This is a genomic window from Sorangium sp. So ce117 (assembly GCF_051524395.1).
GTDB classification, from domain to species: domain Bacteria; phylum Myxococcota_A; class Polyangia; order Polyangiales; family Polyangiaceae; genus Sorangium; species Sorangium cellulosum_B.
This window is the reverse complement of sequence record NZ_CP150309.1, coordinates 7,052,972-7,077,080: the sequence shown is the minus strand read 5'-3', so window position 1 is coordinate 7,077,080 and position 24,109 is coordinate 7,052,972. Positions and strand designations below refer to the sequence as shown.

19 protein-coding genes are annotated in these 24,109 nt (G+C 70.0%); 7 read left to right on the top strand and 12 right to left on the bottom strand.

Features of this window, described 5'->3' with window-relative positions:
* Nucleotides 1-167 precede the first annotated feature (167 nt).
* Complete coding sequence (locus WMF46_RS26490) at nt 168-1,742, top strand: hypothetical protein (RefSeq protein ID WP_437979749.1); 1,575 nt, start codon at nt 168-170, stop codon at nt 1,740-1,742.
* Between the two features lie 362 nt (nt 1,743-2,104).
* On the opposite strand, the gene WMF46_RS26485 is transcribed toward WMF46_RS26490, so the two are convergent.
* Nucleotides 2,105-2,296 carry a hypothetical protein gene (locus WMF46_RS26485; RefSeq protein WP_437979748.1) on the bottom strand — a complete coding sequence of 64 codons (192 nt, stop codon included), beginning with the start codon at nt 2,294-2,296 and terminating at the stop codon, nt 2,105-2,107.
* The gene (locus tag WMF46_RS26480) at nt 2,272-2,604 is read right to left on the bottom strand and encodes a DUF1989 domain-containing protein (protein ID WP_437979747.1); all 333 of its coding nucleotides are present in this window, start codon (nt 2,602-2,604) and stop codon (nt 2,272-2,274) included. Before WMF46_RS26480 ends, WMF46_RS26485 begins: the two co-directional genes overlap by 25 nt.
* A 262-nt stretch (nt 2,605-2,866) precedes the next feature.
* On the opposite strand from WMF46_RS26480, the gene WMF46_RS26475 reads away from it, so the two are divergent.
* Complete coding sequence (locus WMF46_RS26475; RefSeq protein ID WP_437979746.1) at nt 2,867-3,685, top strand: TetR/AcrR family transcriptional regulator; 819 nt, start codon at nt 2,867-2,869, stop codon at nt 3,683-3,685.
* 275 nt (nt 3,686-3,960) lie between these two features.
* On the opposite strand, the gene WMF46_RS26470 is transcribed toward WMF46_RS26475, so the two are convergent.
* The 5 genes from WMF46_RS26470 to WMF46_RS26450 all read right to left on the bottom strand — a co-directional run bounded on the left by WMF46_RS26470 (nt 3,961) and on the right by WMF46_RS26450 (nt 11,911).
* A complete protein-coding gene (locus tag WMF46_RS26470) occupies nt 3,961-6,123 on the bottom strand; it encodes a cytochrome-c peroxidase (protein ID WP_437979745.1) in 2,163 nt (720 codons plus the stop codon).
* A gap of 655 nt (nt 6,124-6,778) precedes the next feature.
* Nucleotides 6,779-8,488: a glycoside hydrolase family 5 protein gene (locus tag WMF46_RS26465; RefSeq protein ID WP_437979744.1), complete on the bottom strand. Its 1,710-nt coding sequence runs from the start codon at nt 8,486-8,488 to the stop codon at nt 6,779-6,781.
* 278 nt (nt 8,489-8,766) lie between these two features.
* Entirely contained in the window at nt 8,767-8,964 is a 198-nt protein-coding gene (locus WMF46_RS26460; RefSeq protein WP_437541247.1) for a hypothetical protein, read from the bottom strand.
* Nucleotides 8,961-9,935 (bottom strand): GAF domain-containing protein, encoded by a 975-nt coding sequence (locus WMF46_RS26455; RefSeq protein ID WP_437979743.1) that lies wholly within the window; start codon nt 9,933-9,935, stop codon nt 8,961-8,963. Before WMF46_RS26455 ends, WMF46_RS26460 begins: the two co-directional genes overlap by 4 nt.
* A gap of 242 nt (nt 9,936-10,177) precedes the next feature.
* On the bottom strand, nt 10,178-11,911 hold the full coding sequence (locus WMF46_RS26450) for a pectate lyase family protein (RefSeq protein ID WP_437979742.1): 1,734 nt from the start codon (nt 11,909-11,911) through the stop codon (nt 10,178-10,180).
* 136 nt (nt 11,912-12,047) lie between these two features.
* On the opposite strand from WMF46_RS26450, the gene WMF46_RS26445 reads away from it, so the two are divergent.
* Genes WMF46_RS26445 through WMF46_RS26435 form a run of 3 tightly spaced genes read left to right on the top strand, consistent with a single transcriptional unit; the run spans nt 12,048 to nt 15,001 of the window.
* The gene (locus tag WMF46_RS26445; protein ID WP_437902312.1) at nt 12,048-12,683 is read left to right on the top strand and encodes an RNA polymerase sigma factor; all 636 of its coding nucleotides are present in this window, start codon (nt 12,048-12,050) and stop codon (nt 12,681-12,683) included.
* Entirely contained in the window at nt 12,680-13,978 is a 1,299-nt protein-coding gene (locus tag WMF46_RS26440; RefSeq protein WP_437979741.1) for a FecR domain-containing protein, read from the top strand. Before WMF46_RS26445 ends, WMF46_RS26440 begins: the two co-directional genes overlap by 4 nt.
* Nucleotides 13,979-13,981: 3 nt before the next feature.
* Nucleotides 13,982-15,001: a hypothetical protein gene (locus WMF46_RS26435; protein WP_437979740.1), complete on the top strand. Its 1,020-nt coding sequence runs from the start codon at nt 13,982-13,984 to the stop codon at nt 14,999-15,001.
* A 36-nt stretch (nt 15,002-15,037) separates the two neighbouring features.
* Here WMF46_RS26435 and WMF46_RS26430 read toward each other — a convergent pair whose 3' ends face one another.
* A complete protein-coding gene (locus WMF46_RS26430; RefSeq protein ID WP_437979739.1) occupies nt 15,038-16,357 on the bottom strand; it encodes a pectate lyase in 1,320 nt (439 codons plus the stop codon).
* Between the two features lie 341 nt (nt 16,358-16,698).
* Nucleotides 16,699-17,649: an STAS domain-containing protein gene (locus WMF46_RS26425; RefSeq protein WP_437979738.1), complete on the bottom strand. Its 951-nt coding sequence runs from the start codon at nt 17,647-17,649 to the stop codon at nt 16,699-16,701.
* A 341-nt stretch (nt 17,650-17,990) separates the two neighbouring features.
* Between WMF46_RS26425 and WMF46_RS26420 the strand changes: the two genes are divergently transcribed.
* Nucleotides 17,991-18,779 carry an SDR family NAD(P)-dependent oxidoreductase gene (locus WMF46_RS26420; protein ID WP_437979737.1) on the top strand — a complete coding sequence of 263 codons (789 nt, stop codon included), beginning with the start codon at nt 17,991-17,993 and terminating at the stop codon, nt 18,777-18,779.
* A 60-nt stretch (nt 18,780-18,839) separates the two neighbouring features.
* On the opposite strand, the gene WMF46_RS26415 is transcribed toward WMF46_RS26420, so the two are convergent.
* The 3 genes from WMF46_RS26415 to WMF46_RS26405 form a co-directional block, all read right to left on the bottom strand.
* A complete protein-coding gene (locus WMF46_RS26415) occupies nt 18,840-20,402 on the bottom strand; it encodes a DUF1552 domain-containing protein (RefSeq protein WP_437979736.1) in 1,563 nt (520 codons plus the stop codon).
* Between the two features lie 64 nt (nt 20,403-20,466).
* Complete coding sequence (locus tag WMF46_RS26410) at nt 20,467-21,918, bottom strand: DUF1592 domain-containing protein (RefSeq protein WP_437979735.1); 1,452 nt, start codon at nt 21,916-21,918, stop codon at nt 20,467-20,469.
* Between the two features lie 343 nt (nt 21,919-22,261).
* Nucleotides 22,262-22,939: an RNA polymerase sigma factor gene (locus tag WMF46_RS26405; RefSeq protein ID WP_437979734.1), complete on the bottom strand. Its 678-nt coding sequence runs from the start codon at nt 22,937-22,939 to the stop codon at nt 22,262-22,264.
* Nucleotides 22,940-23,424: 485 nt separating this feature from the next.
* On the opposite strand from WMF46_RS26405, the gene WMF46_RS26400 reads away from it, so the two are divergent.
* Nucleotides 23,425-23,898, top strand: a complete 474-nt coding sequence (locus tag WMF46_RS26400) for an alcohol dehydrogenase catalytic domain-containing protein (protein WP_437987938.1) — start codon at nt 23,425-23,427, stop codon at nt 23,896-23,898.
* Nucleotides 23,899-24,109 lie beyond the last annotated feature (211 nt).

Here is a 24,109-nt window from a genome sequence, read left to right as displayed (position 1 = left end):
CTTCCTCCGGACCCGCCGCCTTTCGAGGACTCCCTCGAAGGCGGCTCGGCCGATCGTCACGTCGTGAGCTCCGAGCCTGCGCGTGGGTTCGAGGTCTGGAGTCCGTGACTCCATGCACGCTCGCGTCCGGCGCTGTCACGCGCTTTTTTCGACACCACAGAGGTACAATGCGCAACGTTTCGTTCACCCATCGCAGCGGGTTTCTCATTCTCTGCCTCGCGCTCTCCGCCTGCGCCACTGCGACGGAGGGTGAGGCGGACGAGGACGAGTCGATCTCCGCCGTCCAGCAGCCCGCCGTCATCGGTGGCCGCAAGGTCGCGGCGATCTTCATCCAATTCAAGAACGGAGCGAGTCCGGATTACACCATCGAACAGGTGTATGACCGCCTCTTTGGCAACGCGGATTCGACCGACAATTTCTTCCGTGAAGCCTCCTACGGAAAGATGCACCTGACCGGTCATAACAACACCGACGGGGACTTTTTCGGCTGGTACGAGCTCGACGTGGGGACCCCGGTCTGCGCCCAGCACGCCAACTACGTGGAGCTGGGCAGGGCGATGGCCGCGCAGGCGGGGGGCTACGTGGAGGCCAATTACCAGCACACGATGTTCTTTCTCTCCGAGGTGCCGGCGGGGTGTGGCGACGGAGCTGGAGCCCTGTACTCCAATACGTATTTTTACCATGCCGAGAACTCTGGCACCATGGCACACGAGCTGGGACACAACCTGGGCCTGAACCACGCCGACCTGCTGAATTGCGCCGACGCTGCCGGGAACTGGGTGTCGATGAGCACGAGCTGCGCGCAGCCCAATCTGCCCAAGTGCGCAAACAGCGGCCAGCTCAACCCAGGGAACACGAGTTGCTGGCAGGAATACGGTGACTCGTTCAGCACGATGGGGGGGCAGTTCCTGCACTACAATGCTCCAGAGAAGGCGCGGCTCGGCTGGTTCGAGCCGGAGAACACCGCGACCGTGAGCGCGAGCGGGACCTCCATCGTCAGCGTCGAGCCGATCGAGCTGGCTTCGGACGGCGTGCAGCGGCTCGTCGTCCCCATCCCCGGCGGGGACGAGACGTACCAGGTTGAGTATCGCCAGCCGCTCGGCCTCTTCGACTCCCAGCGGTTCACGGCGGGCTCGCCGGTCGCGAGCGGAATCCTCGTGCACCGGGGCACGCTGGAGGGGACCCCGACGCGCATCGTCAACATGACGCCCTCCGTGCCGATCAACGTAGGTAATTATCCCGCGAACGTCTCGCGCGAGGCGCTCCCCTGGGGTCATACGTTCGTCGATCGCGACGCGAACCTGGCCATCTCGTTGCTCGGGGTCTCGACGTCCGAGGCGACGGTCAAGGTGACCCTCGGCACGGCGGCCGCGCCGATCCCCGCCTGCGCCGACGCGCCCAGCCACTGGTACCTGAAGTGCGGCGCGACCGACACGACCTCGATGAACGCAGCGACCAAGCTCACGGAGGACAACGGCGCCCTCGTGCTCACGTACCAGGTCAGCCAGAGCATCGCGACCCAGAATGGTGGAGACGTCTGCACGCTCGTCCAGACGCACACCGCCGGGCAGTGGGATCCGTGCACCCAGTACTGGGTGCCGGCCGGCGGCACGCAGGCGTCGGGCCAGACGAAGACCCTCTCGCCCAACCTCGCAGGGTTCCGCATCACCTATCCTGCGTCCGGGAGCTACAAGGCGTCCCTCAGCGCCGCGGGCGCGCTCAGCGTCACGCCCGCTCCCTGATCGCGGGCGCCCTCAGCCCGAACCGCCGCGGCCGCCCAGCAGCTCACGCTCACCGTGACCCTCAACAGCGGTCCTTACTACATGGACAAGGTCCGATTCGAGAACTGATGGGCGTCGCGCTGTCGTGAACGGGGCGCCCGGCTCCCCTCCTCGTCTTCGCGGGCGGGAGGGTCTATCAAGGGCGTCATCGTGCGTCGCTTCGTCCGCCTCGCGCTGCTGATCCTGGTCACCCTGGCCCTCGCCTGGGGGGTCAGCGGCGCGCTGGTGGCGCGCGGTCTCACCCGCCGGGGGAACTGGCAGCGTCCACGGGGCATGAGATGGAGCTCTCCGAGCCCGCGGCGCCTGAGCGGGAACAACCTGCCTCAGGAGGTCAGCGAGGCCGAGCGCTCTCCGGGCTGGCCGATGGCAACCCGCTCTCCTGCCGGCCGCTGCGTCGCGGCGAACACCCCGGCCGGCGCCCCGGCGAGGCCCGGCCACCCGCGCAGCCGGCGGAGGAGCATCCCGGCCGTCACGACCAGGTACGAGAGGTTCACGAGGAGCGTGGCGTTGCGCACGGGGTTGTCGTCGGCGGCGGGGCGGCCGCGCAGAGCCGCTCGATGGGGCGGTCCGCGCGGTGGAGCACGAGGGCGACGCAGGTGTCGCCCTCGAGGTCGACGAGCCGGAGCCGGCTGCCGACGGGGAGCGTGCGCGCCGCGTAACCGCCGGCGCCGAGGGGCTCCTCCCAGAGGACGTCGCGCGCTTCGACGCCCGCCGGCGGATCGCCGATCGACGTGCTCGGCACAGTGGGTTGCGTCCCGACGACGCTGCCTTCCTGGGCGCGCGCGTGCTCGCGCGCGGCGTACGTTGTGGCCGTTTCAGGCATTGCCCGCCTCATTTCGATAGGCAATCGAAAATACGGACCGACTGTCCGGGGCCAGGGTTTCCAGCCTGTTTCGTGAGGGTAAAATGCAGAGCGCGAGCGCTTTTTCCCGGAAGTGGTGAATTTTCTCCCGTGTGGGTGGTGGATGAAGAGCGGATGGCGCAGGGGGGCGAGCGCGGAGCCGATTGACGCGCGGGAGGGCGAGGCGGCATGAGGGCGCGACGGCGATCGCGCGGCTGCGTGATGGCCACCTCGGACGATGACGATGAAGACAGAGATGGCTCCTCCTCCGAAGATCGACGGCAGGCACAGCGCCGAAGGAAGGCAGCCGGCGGAAGGGGGGCGGAACGCCGGAGGCGAGCAGAAGGCCGAGGGGAGCCCGCGCCGCATGGGCCGGCCGCGCAAGGCGCCGCAGCGGAGCGATCTCGCGCCGCGGGAGCAGATTCTGCAGGTGGCGGGCCGGCTGTTCGCCGAGCGGGGGGTGGCCGAGGTGTCGATGCTGGAGGTCGCGCAGGCGGCGGGGCTCCGGCAGTCGTCGCTGTATTACTGGTTCCGGCGCAAAGAGCTGATCGTCGCGGAGATCCTGCAGCAGGTGAACCGGCTGCCGCTGTCGTACGCGCGGAGCCTCGAGGCGAGCGGCGAGACGGCGGACGTGCAGCTATGGCGCTTCGTGCGCTTCGACGTGCAGACGGTGTGCGGGTTTCCGCTGGAGATCACGGAGATCCACCGGTTCAGCGAGCGGGATCCGGCGGCGTTCGCGACGTACTGGGCCGAGCGGCGCGCGCTGACCGAGGCAGTGGCCGCGATGGTGGGGCGCGGGATGGGGGAGGGGAGGTTCCGCGAGGTGGACGCCTACCTGTGCGCGCTGACGGTGCTGGCGCAGGACGAGAGCGTGCAGAACTGGTGCCGTCCCGAGGGAGGAGGGCGCGTGCATCCGCTCGCGGCCAGCGATCCCGCGGCGCTGGGCTACGGGCCGGAGCAGATCGCGGAGCTCGTGGCGGATCAGACGGTGGGCGGGCTGCTGGTGCGGCCGTCGAGGCTGGCGGCGCTCCGGAGGAAGGCAGGGGGAGCCGACCGAGGTTGAGGCGATCCGACCGAGGCGATCCGACCCAGGTTGGGATCGCCGACCCAGGTTGGGATGCAGGGGACCCGACCCGACCGAGGTTGGGGGACCCGACCCTGGGGGACCCGACCCAGGTTGGGATGCAGGGGACCCGACCCGACCGAGGTTGGGGGACCCGACCCAGGTTGGGATCACCGGGCGACCCGACCCGACCGAGGTTGAGGGGACCCGACCGAGGTTGAGGCGACCCGACCCAGGTTGAGATTGCCCGACCCAGGTTGGGATCGCCGGGGCGCTCAGAGCGGGTTGAAAGGCGCAAGCCCAGGGAGGTCCTTCGGCTTGCGCCCTGCGGCGCCGACCGCCGCGACCTCCTTGATCTTCTCGCGGGCACGCCCCGTGCCGTCATCCACCACGGTCCATTCATTCCAGAAGTGACCGTCGACGACGAACAGCTGCGGGTGATCGAACGGCGCCTCCTCGAACCGGACCCGCTCGTCGGTGAGCGTCGCCAGGAACGCCACGAGCGCCTTCTTCTCCTCTTCCGTCAGCCCGAGCGGCTGAATGTTCGGAGCGAGGTTCGTCCCGTTGGACCCAAACCCGGTGGTGTCGCCGCCCTCCCGTTCTCGCCGGCCGCCGCCACGGTTGTAAAATTCGACGACTTGCCGCAGCGTCAGCGCGCCTCCGTTGTGAAAATAGGGGCCCGTCAGCTCGATGTTCCGGAGCGTCGGGACCTTGAAGGTGCCGTCGACCGCATCGCGCTCGCCCGACGCGATCGGCACCCCTGGCTCGACCTCGAACGATGCCGGGTCGATGCCGAATACGTCCGGGGCGCCTTCGCCCGCGGCGAGCAGCTTCCCTTGCCGGGCGAACGAGAACGGATGACCGAAGGGGTCGACCCCTCCGGCGCCGATGTCCTCCTCGGTCGGCCGAACGCCAATGTTGTAGTAGCCCCTGTCGTAGAGCGCGGCGCCGCCGTCCCCGACCGGCATCCGCGAGATCAAACCGCCCACCTGCTCCTCGCGCTGCAGGCGGGTGGCGGCGCTGGTGAACTCGGGGCCATGGTGGCAGTTGATGCACCTGCCCTTGCCCTGGAAGATCGCGAGCCCCGCGCGCTCCTCGTCGCTCAGGGCAGCGCTGTCCCCGTCGGCGAAGCGATCGAACCGGCTGTTGTCGGACACGAGCGTGGCCTCGTAGAGCTGGATGGCGAGGCCAAAGAAGAGCGAGAAGTTCGCTTCGACGAGCGGCCGAGCGCCGACGCGCTGATCCGACCGCCAGTACGCGTCCACGAAGGCCTCTTCGACGAGCTCTCCATAGGACGGAGCGAGCCCTTTTCCGCTCGAATCGCGCAGCTCGCCGAGGATGCTGTCCGTGGGGTCCACGAGCTGGCCAGCGAGCGGCCTGCGCGGCAAGAGCTTCGCGGCGACGTCAGCGTACGTCCTCCCCTCACACGACATCTCGAAGGGGTTGATCGGCGGGCCCACGGCCTGAGACGCGAGGCTCGAGTTCTCCAGGTCGACCCTCTCGCGGACCAGGACGCCGTCGCGCACGGCGTGGACGGCGGCGTCCGGATCTCGCCTGCCGAACGGGTTCACTCCGTTGAAATGGTTGCTTGCGCGTCCGTCCCAGAAGTTGCGGAAGTTGAACACCGCGTTGATGACGGTGGGCGTCTGCCGCGGCTCGACGCGCCGCACGTTCACCCCTTGCACCTGGAAGACGTCCGGCAGCAGCGTGCAGTCGTCCTTCTCGCTCTCGGGCACGATGCCGTTGAATCGAGCGTGGAACACCCCCTGTGAAGAGATGACATCGTCGGCATCCGCGGGGAAGTCGCGGCGGAAAGTCCAGTCGCTCGCCACGAGCGCGTAGTTCGGTCCGCCCTTCCCGTCCGACCGCGTGGCTTCGAACCGCGTGCGCCGCTCGGGATCCTGGTTGTTGATACCCGGGTTGATCTGGTTTCTCTTGCGGTGGTCGACGCCGGCGTGGAAGTGGCACGTCGCGCACGCCACGCCGTCGCTGCCGACCTGCATGTCCCAGAACAGCGCCTTTCCGAGGGCCACGGCCGTCTCCCTGCTCTTGACGTACCGGGACAGGTCGCGCGGCTCCGGGACGGCGACGCCCCGGAGCGAGCCGAGGGATGGCGGCGGAGTGGCTGGCGCGGGCGTCGCGCCGTCGTCCGGCGGATCCGACGGCGGGTCACCGCTCTCGGGCGTGACCGGCGACGAGGACCCGCCGTTCCCGAGCGACGAGGACCCGCCGCCCTCGAGCGACGAGGACCCGCCGTTCCCGAGCGACGAGGCCCCGCCGTCCCCGAGCGACGAAGACGGTCCGGGCCTCCCGCATCCCGAGCACGGAGGCTCGCGTCCCTCGGGCCAGCATCCGGTTGACGATAGACCCATCAGGACGACGAGGATCCACGCCCCGATCTCGCCCGTGCGCGGGTCTTTGGAACGAGCTCTAACCATCACGAGGAAGCCTCCTTCGCTGCTGCGCGAGTGAATGACAGGCGGCGCGAGCCAGCGTCCTCGCGGGACTCCGCGGGTCGCCGGCATGTTCGTCCGTCCTGCGATGAGCGGATGTCGCGAGCGCCGACGCTCGACGGGGTTCCGCCCGGCATCGTTCGAGTCTCTTCAAGCCATCGGAACTTCAGAAAGACAGCGCGTGTCCAGGGCGCGCATCGACGTCTCGTCCTGTCTCGTCTCGGCCGGGCGTCTCCCCAGTGTCGCGAGCGCATCGGCTCGCGCGGGGGATTCGAGGGAGAAGACGACCTCTGTCGAGGACCGGACGAAGTGGGATGAAGGGACAGGACATATCCCTTCATCGCGCCGTCACCGCGCCGAGCAGGCGCGGCCGTGTGCGTCGCCGAAACCCTGACTCATCCACCGAGTTCGGGCAATGTCGTCGATGAGGAAGCGCGGGAGTGAGCCGATCGAGCGCGGATCGCCTGGTGAACGAGGCGAAGGCGAGAGAGCTAGACTCTGGTCTTCGAGGAGCCCTCGAAGGAACGGAAAGCGCGCCGCGGGAGCTTCGCTGTCCGCGCCCGAGGCGACGTGGCGCCGCGCGACCGACCCGGGCGGAGCGCCCCCGGCCTCGACGGCGCCCCTCGGCGGGCTCCCCGCGTCAAGGCGCCTGGATCTTCTGCTTCACCCACCGCCCCGACTCGGTCAGCTGGCCATTCGACCACGGGCCGCCGGCGCTCGCGCCGGGCCTGAGCGCGGCGCAGGACTCGTCCTTGTCGACGATGGACCAGTTGAGCCAGCTGATGCTGTTGCTGGCCATGAAGTCGAGCCACCGCTGCGCCTCGACGAGATCCAGCGCGCCGTTCCCGGTGCTAGCGCAGGTGCCCCACTCGGTGACGAACAGCGCGAGGCCCCTGGCCATCGCGGTCGTCGCCTTGGCGCGCAGCCCATCCTTGTGCGTCGCCGCATAGAAGTGGAGCGTGTAGGCGATGTTGCCGTAGCTCGTGATCGGGTTGTTGGCGGCGACGTCCACGTCCTGCGACCAGTTCGGCGACCCGACGATCACGAGGTTGTCGGAGCCGGCGCCGCGGATCTCCCGGATCACCTCCTCGGCATACGCCTTCACCTGCGCCCAGGTCTCGGTGTCGGGCTCGTTGAACACCTCGAAGATCACGGCGGGCTCATCGCCGTACTCCGTCGCCATCTCCCGGAAGAAGCGCTTTGCGGCCTCCTTGTTCCGGGGCTGGACCGCGTCGTGATCGTGCCAGTCGATGAGCACGTAGATGCCTCTGGCGATGGCGGCGTCGACGATCGCCTTGACCTTCCGCTTCTCCGCGTCCGGGTTGTTGACGTAGCCGAGCCCCGATGTGTTGGCGGTCATCGCGGCGCGGACGACGGTCGCATCCCAGTCGTTCACGAGCGTGTTGACGGCGGACGCGTTGTAGAACTTCTCGCCCTCCCAGACGCTCCAGAACATGCTCATGCCCTTGAGCTGGAGCTCTTCGCCGTGCTCGTCGACGACGCGGTTGCCCATCACCTTCAGGCGGCCGTGCCGCTCCACCGGCGTCCTCGCGAGGGGGCCCGTGCCGGTCGAGGTGGTCGAGCTCGTGCCGCTCGAGGTGGTGGTCACGCTCGACGTCGAGGCATCGCCGCCACCCATGCCGCCGCCGCCGCCCGAGGAGGCCGACGAGGACGCTACGGCCGACGTCGAGGCATCGCCGCCGCCCGCGCCGCCGCCGCCCGAGGAGGCCGACGAGGAGGCCACCGTCGATGTCGAGGCATCGCCGCCGCCCGTGCCGCCGGCGCTGCTCGAGGAGGCCGACGAGGAGGCGACGGTCGACGTCGACGTGGCGGCCCCGCCCGAGGACGCCGACGAGGAGGCGACGGTCGACGCGTCGTCGCCTCCTGTGCCGCCAGCGCCGCTCGTGCCGCCCGAGGACGCCGACGACGAGGCCACCGTCGAGGCATCGTCACCGCCGATGCCGCCTGAGCCGCCGATGCCGCCCGAGCCGCCGTTGCCGCCCGAGCCGCCATTGCCGCCCGAGCCGCCGTTGCCACCCGAGCCGCCGTTGCCGCCCGAGCCACCATTGCCGCCTGACCCGCCGTTGCCATTCGAGCCGCCATTGCCGCCCGAACCACCATTGCCGCTCGAGCCGCCATTGCCGCCCGAGGAGGCCGACGCCGTCGTGTCGACACCGCCGCTCGAGGAGATCGACGCCGAGGCCACGGTCGATGCGTCGCCGCCCCCTGATGCCGAGTCTTCCGACGGGCTTCCGCACGCGAGCAGCACCATGGCCGGTAAGGCGAGCTGCAGAAGGCCGCGCGTCCACTTCGGCCCGGCGAACAGTCCAGGGGTCAAGTCATGGCTCATCGTAATTCTCCAAGGAAGGCGCCTCGCACGGCGCACCCGGCCTCTATCGCGGGCCTCAAGCAAGGACATCGGCAAAGAAGGCAACCCACTGCATAGCAGGCCCGGCGCGACGGGTGAAGGTGAAAGTGGGAGAGCGGCCGAGCCCCGCACGCCAGCACGTGCGATCCGCGCGACCCGCGCGATTCGCGATCCGCGCGATCCCGCGCGGGATCACCCTTCACTCCACCCGTGGGCGTCTCTCTCGGAGCCTGACGGCGCGAGGGGCCGAGGGCACCTCCCTACGCGCGGCGGACGATGTCTTGCAGCGCGCTCTCCAGTCGGCGCTCGACGGCGGGGTCGTCGAGCGCCGGCGTGATCTCCTCGGGCACGACGCGCGCGCGCATGATGACCCGCGCATAGATGAACGCGTCGCGCGCGTTCGGAGGGTCCTTGTCGCCGAGACAGGAGCGGAGCAGCTGGTACGCTCGGCCTTTCACAGCGCCTCCGCTGTCCGCGCGCGCTCGACGGTGGTGATGATCCGGTGCACCGCGGTGATCGCGGTCTCGTGCGCCGCGAACGCGTCCCGCACGACGTGCGCTGCCCTCGCGGCGGCGCCCTCGTCGAGCGTACCCCCGAGCACGCTCTCGGCGAGCCGGACGAGCGGGCTTATCTCGACCATGTCCCGCGTGAGGGACCGCGTCGCCTGGGCGAGCTCGGACGCCGCCTCGGCCGGAGCGGAGCGCGAGAGGGCCATGGCCTCGTCGGCCAGCTCGGCCGCGATCGCGAACATGTCCCGGTAGCAGTCGACCGCCGCGCGAAGATCGTCCGGGCTCGGCGCGAGCTGCGGCGCCTCCGGCAGCGTCGCCGCCGCGCGCTGCGCCTCGGCGAGCACCGGAGCGATGGCCATGAGCGCGCGCTCCAGCGCACGCGCGGTCTGCCCGAACCGGGCGAGGCGCTCCCTCGCGGTGCGGCTCGGCGGCGGCGTGTCGCTCTCCAGCGCCTCGAGCCGCGCGCCGGCCTCGGCGGCGAGCCGATGGAGGCCCTCGACGACGCCCGGCTCGAAGGTGCGCGGGACGAGGTCGATCACGCAGAGCGAACCGACCACATGCCGGCGCACCCGCACCGGCACACCCGCGTACGCGCGGATGCCATAACGCTCCACCAGCTCCTTGGGCACGCGCTCGTCGTGCACGGCGTCCTCGACCACGAGCGGCGCCTCGTGGCGCACGACGAGCTGGCAGAACGAGCTGCTCCGTGAGGTCGCGCAGCTGACGCCCAGGTCGGGCGGCAGGCCGCGGTGCGCGCGGAACAGCTGGATGTGTCGGACCACCAGGCTCACGAGCGCCATCGGCGCCCGGGCGAGCTCGGCCGCCCGCTCGACGCAGGCGTCCAGGATGGCGTCCGCGTCGTCGCGCAGCAGCACGTGGTGCAGCTCGGCGAGGCGCGCGGGATCGTTCAAATCGGCCATGGGGGTGTTCTTGCCGGGGCGACAGGGCGGGCTCAACCGCGAGCGCCGCCGTGCCTGCGCCCGGCCCACGACCTTACCGCAACCCGGCGCCTCGAGCTGCCCCCGCGGGCCCTTCATCGGCTCCGCGCTCCAGGAGACACGACCCCACCGGTGTCCACCTGCGGGCCGGCGGCTTCGCTGTCCTGGCCTGGCGCAGATCACGCTCGATCCTCTGTCGGGTTTTTCTCCCGCCTGCACGCCGACTACTCGCGTGCGAGCGGCAGCGCCCAGGGCCCTCCGGCGCCGGCGCGAGAGATCACCTGAAGCAACGCGTCGCTCGCCCGCTCGGGCGCGTAGTCGTAGGGGGGCGTGAAGACGTCATCCGCTGGCTCCCCGTCTCCGCCCAGGTGAACGCTGCTCTCGTCGCGGTAGAGGTTCGAGCCAGGGGCGGCGAGGAGGAGCCCCCGGCCCGTCGCGTCGCTGCAGTCCGAGCGCCGCGTCGCCGCGTCGGCGTTCTCGAACACGCTCGCCTCGAGCAGCACCTGCCCCTCACAGGCGGCGCCGACCGCCCAGTCCGAGATGTTCGAGAACACATTGTTGAAGAGGTGGGCGCGCGCTCGGGATCCGGTGGCGAGGGGGGCGCGCGTCCTCACTTCATCGAAGCGACAGTGGTGCATCGTCACCTCGGCGTCGGTGATCGTGCAGGCCCAGCGCTCGCGGCCGCCGCACTCGGCCTCGTTGCTGCCGTCGAAGTGGCCGTAGGAGAAGGTGACCCCGCTCGTGCCCGCGTGGACGTCGGCGAATGCGTCGCTGATCCGCTGGACGGTCGTGTGATCGATCCAGACCCTGGAGGCTTGCGTCAGCGTGAACGCATCGCCCGCTTCGTGCACGTTCGAGTTCAGATCGTAGAGGGCGAGGTTGCGGATGATCACGTTCTCGCTCTGGTTGAGATCCATGTTCACGCCCGGCAGCGCCGCGCCGCGCCCGAGCCCGACGAGGGTCTTGTTGGAACCGAACTGGAGGACGCGATGGTTCCGCGTCGCCCCGACGAGCGGACGCTCGCAGGTCGCATCCCCGGTGAGGACCTCATAGAACGTCTTCTCGGGCTCCCCCGAGCAGGTGCTGGGACAGACCTCGATGTCCTGGACCTCCGAGCCTGTGCGGCGGAAGTCGTGGAGGCCTTCGGCGAGCAAGATCACGGCCGGCTCGTCCGAGCGGGCGAGCGTCTCGAGCTCGGTCCAGCTCGAGACAAGCACGGGCGTCGCCCCCGCGCCCCCCGTGGTGCCCTCGCCAAAGCCGATCGCCTCGACCCGTATCACCTTGCGGAGGGCGATAGGCCCCCGCGTCCCCGGCGCGGGCCCGATCCAGCGAGCCTCCGTGCTCGCGGGGAAGGCCGCCTCGGGATCGCAGCCCGGCAGATCTCCAGCGCTCCCCAGCTCGCGCGCCGCCGTCCAGCCGCTGTCGTCGTAGCCGGGCGCGGTCCAGTCTCCTTCCGGCGCGGTGCTCAGCTTCCAGTCGCTGCCGCTCCCATGGCTGCGCTCGAGCTCGTCGAGGTGGACGAGCGCCGCGGGGGTCCCCGCTGCGGCGTGAACGCTCACGGCGATCACGTTCTCTCCCGGCAGCAAGGAGAGGGGCACGAAGATCGGAGCGCGCGCCGACTCGCTCGCGGCGATGAGATCCCCGTTGACGTGGACGCGGAAGGTATCGCGCGCCGTGATCGAGAGACCGGGGCCCTCGAGCGCCCCGTAGCTCGCGCTGACGAGCGGCGAACTCGCGAGCTCCTCTCCCTCTCCGAAGGCGGCCCCCGGAGGGAGCTCCGCTGCGGGCGGCTCGCCGTCGCAGTCGAGCTCCGAGAGGGTAGGAGAGCTGCCGCCGACACCCGCGTTCCCCGGAGGTCGGGTGGCCGTCTGGAGGAGCTGATCCTCACAGGAGAGCCCCCAGGCCAGGGCCGAGAGCGCGGCGACTCGGAGGAGCCGGGTGCGGCAGGAGAGGCGCATGGCGAACAGGGCAAAGCTGCGGGGCGACGCCCGAGAGCGCAACCGAAATGCTCCGAGTCGCCTGCTCCGATCCAGCGTCCTGGCGGCGGGCGAATTTTTCTGGAGGCTCGGGATGCCCCCAAGTAACTAGGAGAGAGTGGCTCAACCCACGCGCTCCGCCCCGCCGCCCGGACCCACCTTGGCCCGCTTCCCCGCCGACAGGCGGTCGGACGCGAGCTTGGTCGCTGGCGCCGCCGCTGGAGAGCGGGAGGCCCTCGCCGTCATCTGGGACAGGTACTCGGGTCTCGTGCGAGGTGTGCTGTATGGCGCCCTCGGTCCCGATACGAGCCTTGAAGATCTGGTCCAGGAGGTCTTCCTGGGCCTGATGCAGGGGGCCGCACGCATCCAGGACGGGGGGGCCCTCCGTGGCTATCTTGCGTCCATGGCGGCGCGGCAGGCAGCGCTCGAGATCAGGAAGCGCAAGATACGCCGCTGGGTGGGTCTTTCCCCGAGCGGAGAGCTCCCCGAGCGCGCCCTCGAGCGCGTCGACTTCGAGCATCGCGAGGTGCTGAGCGCCCTCCACCGTGTGCTCGACAGGCTGAGCACGCGCCGGCGCATGGCCTTCGTGCTGCGCCACGTGCAAGGCCTCGAGATGCTCGAGACGGCCGCGGCGCTCGGCGTGTCCGAGTCGACGGTGCGCCGTGAGCTCGAGAGCGCGCGCGCGTTCTTGCTCAAGGCGCGCGAGCCAGCCCTCCAGGAGTTCCTGTCCCGGTGTGAAGGACTTTGGCCATGAGCGAACCCGAACGACAGCTCGATCCCGTCGCGGCCCTCCTGCAGAGAGCCGCTCAGCTGAGCGAGCCGGAGCGCCGCGAGGCGCGCGCCGCCTTCCTGCGCCGCGTCGACGAGGCGCAGGCGCGCTCGAGCAAGGCGCGGGTGGTCGTCCGCTGGGTGGCTCCGCTCGCCCTCGCCGCGAGCGTGCTGATGGCCGTTTTCTTCTTCTGGCGAACGGAGCGAGGTCTCGATTACGTCGTCGAGGGCGCGGTGAACGAGAGCGGCTACGTGCGCGTACCCGTCGATCACCCGGCCGCCATCACCTTCTCCGATCAGACGCGGATCCGGGCCGCGGCGGGGGCGCGGCTCCGTATCGACGAGACCAGGAACGAGCGCGGCGCCCGCATCTCGGTCGAACGCGGCCGGGTCGAAGCCGAGGTCACGCACACCGGGCACAGCGAGTGGCGCTTCGTCGCGGGTCCCTTCGTGGTCCGTGTGGTGGGCACGCGCTTCGAGCTCCTCTGGGACGCTGACCGCGAGCGGCTCGAGGTGATCCTGCGCGAGGGGGCGGTCGAGGTGGAGGGCTACTCCGGCTCCGGCGCCGTGAGCGTGCGCGCGGGGCAGCGCTTCGTGGGGGACGCTCAGGCGAGGACCCTGCACGTCAGCGACACGACGGCTCAGGCCCCCGACACGGCGACTCAGGCCCCCGACACGGCGGCGCAAGGCCCCGAGCCCGCGCCTCCCGCGGCGCAGGGACAGCTCGCCGAGGTCGCTGCACCGCCGCCGGAGCCCGCTGCTCCCCCGGCGCCGAGCTCCGCTGAAACCCCGGCGCCCCTGGTCGCCCCGCCGAGCGCCAGACCGCCCTGGAGCAAGCTCGTTTCCCAGGGCGAGTTCCGGCGCGTCGTCCAGGAGGCCGCGGCGCGGGGCACGCAGAGCTGTCTCACCTCCTGTGATGCCGCCGATCTGAACGCCCTGGCCGACGCCGCTCGCTACGTGGGGCAGAGCGAGCTCGCCGAGCAGGCCCTGCTCGCCCTCCGCGCGCGCTACGCCTCGACCGCGGGGAGCCGCGCGGCCTTCTTGCTCGGGCGCCTTCACGAGAGCCGCGGCGCCGCCGCGCGCGCCAGGACCTGGTACGAGACGGCCCTTCGCGAGGCGCCGGGCGGCGCCTTTGCCGCCGAAGCGCTCGCGGGAAAGATGCGCACGGTCCAGAGCCTCGAAGGACCGGCCGCCGCGCGCGTGGTGGCGCAAGAGTACCTGCGCCTCTATCCGAGCGGGGTCCACGCCAAGACGGCTCGACAGCTCGCCGCTCAGCCCTGATCCATGGTCCGGCGGGCGCGAACGCTCCTCGTCCTGCTCCTGCTGCTCGTCTGCCCGCGACTGGCGTGGGCGCAGCGCGTGCTCGTCGTCCGACCGGATCCGCGCGACGCCACGCTCTTCGAGGCCTTCGGGCGGCTCTCCGCCGAGCTGGAGCTGCAGTCCTTCGAGGTCATCGTGCTCGGGAGCGCCGCGCGATCGCCCGGGGCCGAGGAGCTCGAGCGAGAGGCGCAGGAGAGCGAGGCCTTTGCGGCCGTTGCGCTGCGGCGCGACGGAAGCGGCACGGCCGCCGAGGTGTGCATCGTGGATCGCGTGACCGGCAAGACGACCACGCGAAAGCTCCTCATCGATCCCTCCAGCGATGGCCCGATGCTCCTCGCCGTGCGCGCCGTCGATCTGCTGCGCGCAAGCCTCCTCGAGCTGGGCCCGGGCCAGGCTCCCGCGCGGGATGTGCTCGGCGTCGAGGCCCAGCCGCCCGCCCCCGAGGTGCTGCGCTTCTCCCGGGAGCCGCCCCGCTTCCACGTGCGCACGGGCGGGCTCGTCCTCTTCACGCCTCCGGTGGGCGGCGGCGTCGGCGCGCAGATCGGGGCGCACACCCGCCTCGACGAGCGCTTCCGTCTCGGCCTGCTCCTCGGCGGTCCCCTCTTTGGCGCCGAGTTCCGTGCAGCAGGCGGCGCCGCCCAGGTGCGCCAGGAGCTCGCGCTCCTCCGGGCCAGCTGGAACCTCGGGCAAACGGCTGCCGGTCTTCACTGGGAATGGGGGCCGCTCCTTGGCGTCGGCGCCTACCACCTCCAGGCCACCGGCCATGTCGAGCCGCCGCTCGTGGGGCGCAGCCAGGAGTTCTTCAGCTTCGCCGCGGACGCGGGGCTGAGCGTCCAGTACTTCTTTCATCCGAGCGTGGGCCTCGGCCTCGAGCTCACCTGTCTCACGCTCCTGCCGCGCCCCATCATCGCCGTCGATGAGGAGCGCACCGCTCCGCTCATCGCTCAAGCCCTGGGCACGCTCAGCCTGGGGGTCTCGTTCTGAGGGAGCATGGCGAGGCGCGCGCGCGTCCTCGAGGCGTCACGGGACGAGGGAGTTGATGTACTCCTCGAGGTTCGTCCAGCCGTCGCCGTTGCGGTCGCCATTGCGATCCTCCGGGTCATGAGGATCGAGCGAGGCGGAGACCTCCCACGCATCGGGCATGCCGTCCTGATCCGTGTCCGCGGGCGCAGAGCCCCCCGGGATGTCTCCAACGGTGTTGGGGAGGCCGAGGCTCTTCTCGTCGCTGATCGTGGCGCCCTTGGAGCCGAGGGACGCGAGCTCTTCCATCAAGAAGTCGTCGACCGGGTCACGCCAGAGAGACGCCCCGGCGTGCTTCATCACGTGGTCGAAGGCGTCCTTCGCGCTCATCGCGGGCACGTCGGGAACCTCGACGCTCGGCGCCGCCTCCCAGGTCACCGAGCCGAAGTCCCCCTGGCCGAGCAGGCGGCCGTTCAGGACACCGTCCTTGTTGCTGTCGTACCAGTTGTCGACGGCATAGAGGTGGTACTCTGGCGTGGGGCTATCCAGGGTGCCGCCGTTCGTCTCCGGGCCGGGGATCAGGGTGTTGCCGACCATCATCCCGTCCGAGCGCCCGCTCGTGTCGCCCAGGATGTACCCCGAGGTGACCCAGTTGTAGACGACGTTGTTGACGAATTGCAGCGTCCCGCGGGCCTTGGGGTTACGGGAATTGTTGTCGATGTACAAGGACCGGATGATCGACGTGCCGGTCGTGTTGACGATGCCGCCCGTGCTGTGCGTCTGGAGCCCCTGTGCGACGATCGAATCTTGAAGCGTGATGTTGTAGAGCTCCGCCCCGCTCTCCCGGTTCAGATCGAAGGTGCCGTCGCGCCCCCAGCTCAGCGAGCAATGGTCCCAGATCACGTCATGCCCGTTGGCCATGGTGATGGTGTCCTTGCCCGAGTCGCCGATCTTGCCCATGCGAAACCGCACGTAGCGAACGATCGTGTTCGACGCCCCGGAGAAGGACGTGCCGTTCCCGTAGAGGGTGATGCCGCCGCCCGGCGCGGTTTGCCCGGCGATCGTCTGGTTATTCTTGAACACCAGGCGGGAGTCGAGCTTGATGACGCCGCCGACGTCGAAGACCACAGTGCGATTCGGCTGGCTGATGGCATCCCGCAGGGAGCCGGGCCCCGCATCGTTCAGGTTGGTGACATGGTAGACGTCGCCGCCGCGCGCGCCGGTGGCCATCCGCCCGAATCCCTCTGCGCCGGGGAAGGCCCCGAGCTCGACGGCGCCCGACCCGCCCGTCCCGGCGCCGCCGCCCACACCCGCGCTCGGTGCGCCGCCGCCCGCGCCCGGGCTCGGCGCGCCGCCGGCCCCTCCAGCTCCCGTCGTCACCCCGGAGGCGGCGTCGCTGCCCGATGCCTCTCCGCCCGGCGTCGCTCCGCCCGCGCCAGCAGGCTCCGTCGAGGGAGCTCCGCCGCTCCCGGAGCCGTCGTGCGGTGTCCCGGAACAGGCCCACGCGGCCGCGCCCAGAGCAAAAAGTGACAGCCAAGAGATGCTCGCCCGGCCTGGCGGGCATGGCGCCCAGGTCTTCATGCGCCCGGAGTTGATCCAGCCCCTGCTCACCTTTCAGAATTCGTCACCCGCGGCGCGGGATGGCGTGCTGGGTCGCACGCGACGCCGCGAGGGTCCTGGCCGTGTTGCCACCGGGCTCAGCGGAGGCGGGCGCGCCGAGCTCAGCGCGGCTGGCTCATCGCAAACGCGATGCCGCTCTGGAGCGAGCCCATCGTGACGATGCTGCCGAGATCGACGCCGAGCGCCACGAGGATCTGCGCGACCTCCGGCCGGATGCCGGTGAGGACCATCTGCGCGCCGAGCAGGCGTACGGCCTTCGCCGTCCGGAGGAGCGCGTCGGCGACCTGTGAGTCCACGTTCGATACGCCCGTGATGTCGAGGATCACCACCTTGGACTGCTCGGCGCTGACGCCCTGGAGCAGCCGCTCGAGGACCGCCGCGGCGCGGCTCGAGTCCATCGCGCCGATGAGCGGCATGATGACGGCTCGATCGCTGATGCGGAGCAGGGGGGTCGACAGCTCGCGGAGGGTAGCGGCCTGGACCCGGATCACCTCGTCCTTCAGGCGGACGCGCTCTTCCTCGGCGCGCTTGCGCTCGGTGAGGTCCGCCGTCACGGTGGCCAGCGCCATGGGCTCGCCTGTCTCCGGGTCCCTGATCAGGAAGGAGTTGTAAAGGACCGGAACCGCAGCCCCGGTCTTGAAGTGCCGGAACCTGAACTCCCCGACCCAGCGGCCGTGCTCCATCGTCGCGGGCATGATGTGCTGCTCGATGTAAGGGAGGTCGTCGGGGAAGAAGAAGCTGCCAATCGTCACGTGCGGCAGCTCGCTCGCCTCGAGGCCGACGAGCTGCATCCCCGCCTCGTTGAGGTACTGGGCGACGCCGTCCATCGAGGCGATGCCGATGAAATCCGAGCTGTTCTCCGCCACGGCGGCGAGCCGCTTCTGCGCCGCCTCGATCGTGAGGAGCTGCGCCACGCGCTCGTGCAGCGCCTGGATCTCCCGCCTGTGCTCGGCCAGCTCGCGCTCGCGCTGGGCCAGCTCCTGCTCCAGGCGGACGACGCGCTCCCGCAGCGCCGAGGCGTCGCTCGGATCGAGTCGGCCATCCATGCTCATGGCGCTCCCCTCATGCTGGCTTGTTCTCGCACGCTCGCCCCTGCGCGGCGCACAGCATCACAAGACGTGTTCCTGCGAGCCGCCGTGTCCCCGAGGCGCGATGAACTATAAGCGAGAGAATGGTCCTCGATCTACTGGAAAGCCAGGCAGGACGTCCTCGTCGCGGTCGTCGGCTTGCCTACACAACACCGTCGTCGTCCTTGCTGAGTCTCCGCGATGAGCCCACAGCAAGCCAGGAGAACTCATCCGCAGCCCTGGAGATGCGGCGCAAGTCCTGCCCGCCGTACGGTGTTTGGTGACCGGACGGCCCGGTCCACCTTGGAGAGGATGGTAGGGACACCATGGGCACACTGAGCACTTCCAAACGAATCCTGGTCACCGGCGCGTCGCGCGGCATCGGACGTGCGGCCGCGCTCGCGCTCGGCAAGCAGGGACACACGGTGGTGCTCGCCGCGCGCGACGAGCACGCGTTGAGGTCGCTCGCCCGCGAGATCGCTGGCGCGGGCGGGCGGGCCGAGGTCGTCCCGATGGATGTCACGGACGACGGGAGCGTCGAGCGCGGGATCGCGCGGCTCCTCGAGGCGGGGCCGTGCGACGTCGTGATCAACAACGCAGGTTCCTGCGACCAGACGGATTTCATGGCGCAGGACATGAGCACGCGACGCGCCGAGATGGACCTCAATTACTGGGGTCCGGCGCGGGTGACGCGCGCGCTGCTGCCGTCGATGCTGGCGCGCCGCTCGGGCGTCATCGTGAACGTCTCGTCGTTGCTCGGGGTCATCGCTTCGCCGACGGCGGCCAATTATTCGGCGACGAAGGCGGCGCTCGGCGCGTGGTCGCATGCGCTCCGAGGCGAGGTGGGCCGCTTCGGCGTCAAGGTCGTCGTGTTCGTGGCGCCCCACACCGACACGGCGTGCGGCCGCGGCACCCGCTTCGACGGCGTGGTGAGCTTGCCTGTCGAGTATACGGCGAAGGAGCTGCTCCGCGCCGTCGATCGGGCGCCCCGGCAATTCGCGGGGAGCCCCGTCTATCGGCTTCTCTTGCGGCTCGCCGGGCTCTTTCCGGCCTTCCTCGAGGCGCGGGTCGCTGCGTCGGCGCGGGCTCAGCTGCTGCCTGGTTATGGGCCGTAGGAGCGAGCGCGGCGGTCTGTCCCGAGAGCCCCGGAGAGCCCGCTCGCGCCGGTCACCGCGCTACCGCAGGATCTCCTCGAGGAGCGCGTTCTGCACGCCCCGGCGATCCTCGCCGAACGACGAGACGCCCAGGCCGTAGTACTGGTTCATGATGGTGAACCACAGATCGCGGAGCTGGCGATCGTTGCCGAGGGCGTCGTAGGCGACGTGCGCGTCGTTCAAGAAGACGCCGTCGCCGCCGAGGAGCACGATGGGCAGGTCGTACCCGTCGTGGTCGTGCGAGCGCATCTCGCTCATGTGCACCATGACGCAGTGATCGAGCACCGTGCCGTCGCCCTCGGGGATCGCGTCGAGCCGCTGCGCGAGCTGCGCGCTCTTCTGGTTGAGCCAGCAGTTGATCGCCGCGTAGTCGAGGTTGCTCTGCGCGAGGATCTTGTACTGGCCGTTCTGGGTCGCGCGGTCCAGGTTGCCGGCGGCGTGCTGGGAGGAGTGGTAGTGCAGGCTGGCCTCTCTCCTGTACGCGAGTCCCACCTTGGCGCGGACGTCCTCCGGGATGCACCGATACTCGAACTCGGAGCGCATGTCGTCGTGCATGTGGGTGATCACGCGCGTCACGTCGCATTGAATGGCCATGACGATGAGGTCGATCATGACCTTCGCGTGATCTTCGTGCTTGTACGGGCCGGCTCCCGTGTTGTCGTTCTCGTTGAGCCCCTCCGCCTGGCCCGGCGGCTCGGGGACCACGCCGGGCTGGCTGATCGGGCTGCAGCCGAGGCCCGTCTGCGGGGTCATCGTCGACTGGACGCGGGTCGCGTTCTTCTCGATCTCGCGCAGCGAGTCCAGGTATTGCTGGACGATCTTGCGATCGTCGGAGCCGACCCGGTTCATGAGCGAGTTCGCGTCCGCAAGCACGCCGTCGATGACGCTCTTCTCCATCGCCGCGCGGCGCTCCGCCTCGATCCTCGCCTCCTCGTCGCTCTGCCCTGGCATGGACCCCGTCGCGCCCGCGCCGACGAGCGCGTCGAACACCGCCTTCGGGTTGACCGAGCGCTTCAGCGGCTCGCGCGGGCTCTTCCAGGAGAGGACCTGGTTGTAGGCGTAGCTGCGCTGGTCGAAGAAGCCGGGCTTGACGCCGAGCCCCGTCTGCAGCGACGAGATGCGGGTCGCCTGCTCCGCGCCTGCCTTCTGGACGATGAGCTGGTCGACCGAGACGCCGTTACCCACCCACTCGCCGAGGTCCTGGCGCGCGTCCCTCCCCAGCTGATCGGCGTCCACGCAGGTCGAGAGCGCCGCGCCGAGGCGCGAGTGGGAAGGCTCGATGTAGGGGTGCTTCTCCGTGCTCCACGTGTAGTTGCCGAGGCGGCTGATCATGAGCATCTTCGACTTCACCGGCGCGAAGTGCTCGAGCACCCTCGGCAGCTTGAAATCGGCGCCCTTCAGCGTCTTTCCGAACGCCGGCGCCGTCTCCCACCAGTGATGGGGCGCCCCGTTCGGGAAGGTGCAGAGCACGAAGCGCTTCGGGGTGCCGGGCTCCCCGCCGCGCGCGCTGCGCGGCGCGAGGCTCTCGAGGAACGGCAGCGCCAGGCAGACGCCCGCGCCGCGCAACAGATTTCTGCGTGTCATCAAGCGTTTCATGTGCGCATCGCTCCTTCGTGCTTCGTCTTGTGCAGAAACAACGCGTGCGGCCTCACCGCGCCTTGTCCTTCGCTCGAAGGCGGAACGCCTCGCTGGTCACCACCTGCTTCGCCAGATCCCCGATCGTGCCGCTGCCCCAGCGCGCGGCGATCTCCTTGATCCTGGTCCTGTCCCCGGCGCTCGGGCGCCGGCGCAGGGCATAGCTGAAGAGCTGCTCGGAGGGGCAGGCCCCCGACCGGGCGGCCTCCACGAGCGCCGGCACGAGGCCGGAGATGTCCTCGAACGCCGCGCCCTCGTACACCCCCGTCGCGTCGATCGGGTCGCCGTTCGGGTACTGGGTCCGGTAGGCGCCGATCGGGTCGAAGTTCTCCAGGCTCAGCCCGATCGGGTCGAGCACGTCGTGGCAGCCCGCGCAGTCGGGCGACGCGCGGTGCTTCTCGAGCTCCTTGCGCACGTTGGTGACGCCGCCCTCCTCCCCGTCCGCGGCGCCGAGCTCCGGGATATCCACGTTGGCGGGCGGCACCATGGGCGCGCAGAAGAGCTGCTCGAGGATCGTCTTCGCGCGGGACGTGGGAGAGGTCCGGTCGGCGCGGGACGACAGCGTAAGGAACGCTGGGAGCGTCAGGAACCCCTCGCGCACGCCCTCGGGGTCGTTCGCATAGAGCGGCTCGATCAGCCGGCTCTCCGGGTGGGGCGCCGTGAGGAACTCGGACCACGGCCGCCCGCCGGTCGTGAAGCCGGCGAAGTACTCGTTGACCTGGTCGAGCATCGCGCCCTTCAGCTCATCGTCCCAGTTCGGGAACTGGCTCGTGTCGGCGTTGTGGCTGGGGAGCGTGCGGGTCCCGAGCCACTGCCCGTAGAAGTTCTGGAAGAAGGCGGCGCTCTTCGGGTCGGCCAGCATGCGGTCCACCTGCTGCTCGAGCTCGCCCGCGGTGGCCAGCTGATCGTCCTCCGCCGCGTCGAAGAGCTCGTCGTCCGGGAGCGAGCTCCAGAGCAGGTACGAGAGGCGCGACGCGACCTCGTAGCCGTTGAGGGCGCCCGGCGATCTCGCCGAGTCGGGGCCCAGCTCGATCCGGAGGATGAAATGCGGCGACGTGAGCACGGTCCGGACGACGTGCTGCACCGCCTCGACGGGGGACATCTCGAGGGTGGTCCGCGCGTCGTCGTACTGCGCCGCGTACCGGTCGACCTCCGCCGCCTCGAGCGGGCGCCGGAAGGCGCGCAGCCCGAAGCGCTCGATGATCTGGCGCGCGCACGCGTCGTCCGCGCCCTCTGCCGGGTCGCACACGAGGATCTTGGCGCGCTGCGCCTCGTCCGAGAACGCGTCCTCGGCGAGCGTCCTGGCGGCGTCGTAATACCCCTGGACCAGGACCTGCGAGAGGTTCGAGAGCGCATTTACGTTTGCGTCGAAGCCCTTCGCGCCGAAGGCCGGGAATCCGTCCGCGGGCCGCAGGCTCGTTCCCAGGAGGTGGGCGACGGTGGAGTTGTACTCCGACGCTGTCATGTGGTGGAGAGGCATCCTGTCTACAGCGATGGCGGCACCCTGGTCCGGGGTCTGCTCCGGAGTCTCCTCCGAAGAGTCATCGTCCCCGAGGGCGCCGGTGCACGAGATGCTCAGGAGGCATCCCCCGGCAGCGATCCATGGACTCGCGAACACTCGGTCCAGTCTGAATGTCATCGTCGGCTCCTGCGTGTGGAATCGGCAGTTCTGTCTTGTGACCGGACCGCACGTTTTTTGTGATCAAATCGACCTGGTGCGGGCATGGCGGTGAAGATCGCGGTGGGTCGTATGAATCCAGGGTTGGCGGCGAGCGGCGCCGGGCGAGCGCCTGCTCGCCAGCCCCGGCTCATCCATGGCGGCCTCCTCGAATCTTGGCGTGGTGGCGATGCACCGCGTCGGAGAACGCCTGTCGAGCGGCCCTCAGCCGCGCATACACGGTGTTGATGTTCACCCCGATCCCCTCCGCGATCTCCGACGCCGGAAGCTCTTCTAGCTCGGCGAGGAGGAGCACCACGCGCTTCTCCTCGTCGAGCGACGCCAGGAGGTCGTGCACCACGCGCGCGGCCTCCGCCCTCTTCATGACCTCGTAGGGGCTGAGGTCGCTCGGCCCCGCGAGCTGCTCGGGATCCACGATCTCTCCTGTCCCGCGGTGGGCCGGGCTCTGGCGGCGCTGCGACCTCCGGTGCGCCTGCACGACGTTGACCACGATCCCGAAAACCCACGTCTTCAGCGACGAGCGTCCCCGGAACTCCGGGAGCCGCCGGTGCACGACGGCGAACACCTCCTGACAAACGTCCTCGTGCGCGGAGACGTCCGCGACGAGGCGGCGCACGGTCCGAAAGACCAAGGGAAAGAGCTCCTCGTACACCTCGGCGAAGTCGAGCGGCGTGGCCTGCACGCCGGCCGCGGAGACCGCGTCGGCGGGCGGAGGCGTCGACGGAGCGACCGCCGCGCGCGCGGTCACGGGCTGCACCTCGCCGCCGGTAGCATCGGAGCTCCCTTCGAGAGGAGTTGCAATCCGCATGGAACATCTCCCCCGTCCCTGGATCAACCTCTCGAGAGTGCGGCATGGATGGCCCTCTCAGCGGGCCCGGACTTCAACATGACAGCGCCGCGCGTCAGGGGCGGCGAGAGGGAGATATTTCCGACAAAGCGATGCTATATCAACACATGAACCGCAGCTGTAATCGCTGCTGTACAAAGGTTGCCACTGGCCAGGACTGCGATTCCAGCCGCGGACAATTTGGTTGAGCTCACCGTCACTCGCTTCCGCGACGACCGAGCGAATCGATGCCGACGTCGATCGGGACATCGAGGTCTCGGCGCGCGTGGCGACCCCTTCAGCGGGGAAGCGAAAGGATACCCGCTGGCGCAGATTGTGAACGCTCACACGCGCAGTGTCAACTGCTATCGGCGGGACCGCGGGTATCCTCGATCGCGAGGGAGGGCACGGCTGGCGGGGCTCCTCCGGAGCGCCGCTGCCGGTCCGAGGGGCGAGGCTCGGCGTGCATTGCTATCGAAACGAGGCAGCCAGGCTGGACATGCTCGAGACCATCCGCGAGAGGGGTGCTGCTCCGCGTGCGCGCCTGCGCCGTGTGCCGCACCGATCTGCACGTGGTCGACGGCGAGCTGCCGGACGCCAGGCTGCCGCTCGTGCCCGGGCACCAGATCGTGGGCGAGGTCCTCGAGGAGGCGCGAGCGCCCGGCAACGGGCCGCGGTTCGCGAGGGGCGCACGCGTCGGCGTGCCCTGGCTCGGCTGGACCTGCGGTGTGTGCGTGTATTGCCGCGCAGGACGGGAGAACCTCGTGCTGCGGTCGGTGGCGAACCTGACGCGCCGCGACGGCGAGGAGTTCCTCGCGCTCGCGCCGCGGGTGCCGGTGCGGACGGAGGTGAACGTCTATCCGCTGGCTGCGGCCAACGAGGCGCTCGACGATCTGCGGAACGGCCGCATGTCCGGGGCAGCGGTGCTCGTGCCGCCGTGAACCAGCGCTCGCCGAGCGTCGCGCCGTTCAGGGGCAGGAGGAGTCCCACGCTGTCTGGGACGGCTCGGTGGACCGTTCGCGATGCGTGACTCAGCCGCACCGTGGTACAGATTCCAATTCTGCCCGGATACGTAGTTCGTCCAGCGAGTCGGTTCCATGGGGGCTCATCTGGAAATAAGATGGACAAGGGGGGTATTCTTGCCTATCACCC

What these genes read in the sequence shown, in the direction of transcription:
- WMF46_RS26450 (WP_437979742.1), bottom strand. Translation starts at nt 11,911, where the DNA reads ATGCGCCTCTCCTGCCGCACCCGGCTCCTCCGAGTCGCCGCGCTCTCG.
- WMF46_RS26465 (WP_437979744.1), bottom strand. Translation starts at nt 8,488, where the DNA reads ATGAGCCATGACTTGACCCCTGGACTGTTCGCCGGGCCGAAGTGGACG.
- WMF46_RS26425 (WP_437979738.1), bottom strand. Translation starts at nt 17,649, where the DNA reads ATGAGCATGGATGGCCGACTCGATCCGAGCGACGCCTCGGCGCTGCGG.
- WMF46_RS26410 (WP_437979735.1), bottom strand. Translation starts at nt 21,918, where the DNA reads ATGACAGCGTCGGAGTACAACTCCACCGTCGCCCACCTCCTGGGAACG.
- WMF46_RS26405 (WP_437979734.1), bottom strand. Translation starts at nt 22,939, where the DNA reads ATGCGGATTGCAACTCCTCTCGAAGGGAGCTCCGATGCTACCGGCGGC.
- WMF46_RS26455 (WP_437979743.1), bottom strand. Translation starts at nt 9,935, where the DNA reads ATGGCCGATTTGAACGATCCCGCGCGCCTCGCCGAGCTGCACCACGTG.
- WMF46_RS26415 (WP_437979736.1), bottom strand. Translation starts at nt 20,402, where the DNA reads ATGACACGCAGAAATCTGTTGCGCGGCGCGGGCGTCTGCCTGGCGCTG.
- WMF46_RS26480 (WP_437979747.1), bottom strand. Translation starts at nt 2,604, where the DNA reads ATGCCTGAAACGGCCACAACGTACGCCGCGCGCGAGCACGCGCGCGCC.
- WMF46_RS26440 (WP_437979741.1), top strand. Translation starts at nt 12,680, where the DNA reads ATGAGCGAACCCGAACGACAGCTCGATCCCGTCGCGGCCCTCCTGCAG.
- WMF46_RS26470 (WP_437979745.1), bottom strand. Translation starts at nt 6,123, where the DNA reads ATGGTTAGAGCTCGTTCCAAAGACCCGCGCACGGGCGAGATCGGGGCG.
- WMF46_RS26420 (WP_437979737.1), top strand. Translation starts at nt 17,991, where the DNA reads ATGGGCACACTGAGCACTTCCAAACGAATCCTGGTCACCGGCGCGTCG.
- WMF46_RS26490 (WP_437979749.1), top strand. Translation starts at nt 168, where the DNA reads ATGCGCAACGTTTCGTTCACCCATCGCAGCGGGTTTCTCATTCTCTGC.
- WMF46_RS26475 (WP_437979746.1), top strand. Translation starts at nt 2,867, where the DNA reads ATGAAGACAGAGATGGCTCCTCCTCCGAAGATCGACGGCAGGCACAGC.
- WMF46_RS26435 (WP_437979740.1), top strand. Translation starts at nt 13,982, where the DNA reads ATGGTCCGGCGGGCGCGAACGCTCCTCGTCCTGCTCCTGCTGCTCGTC.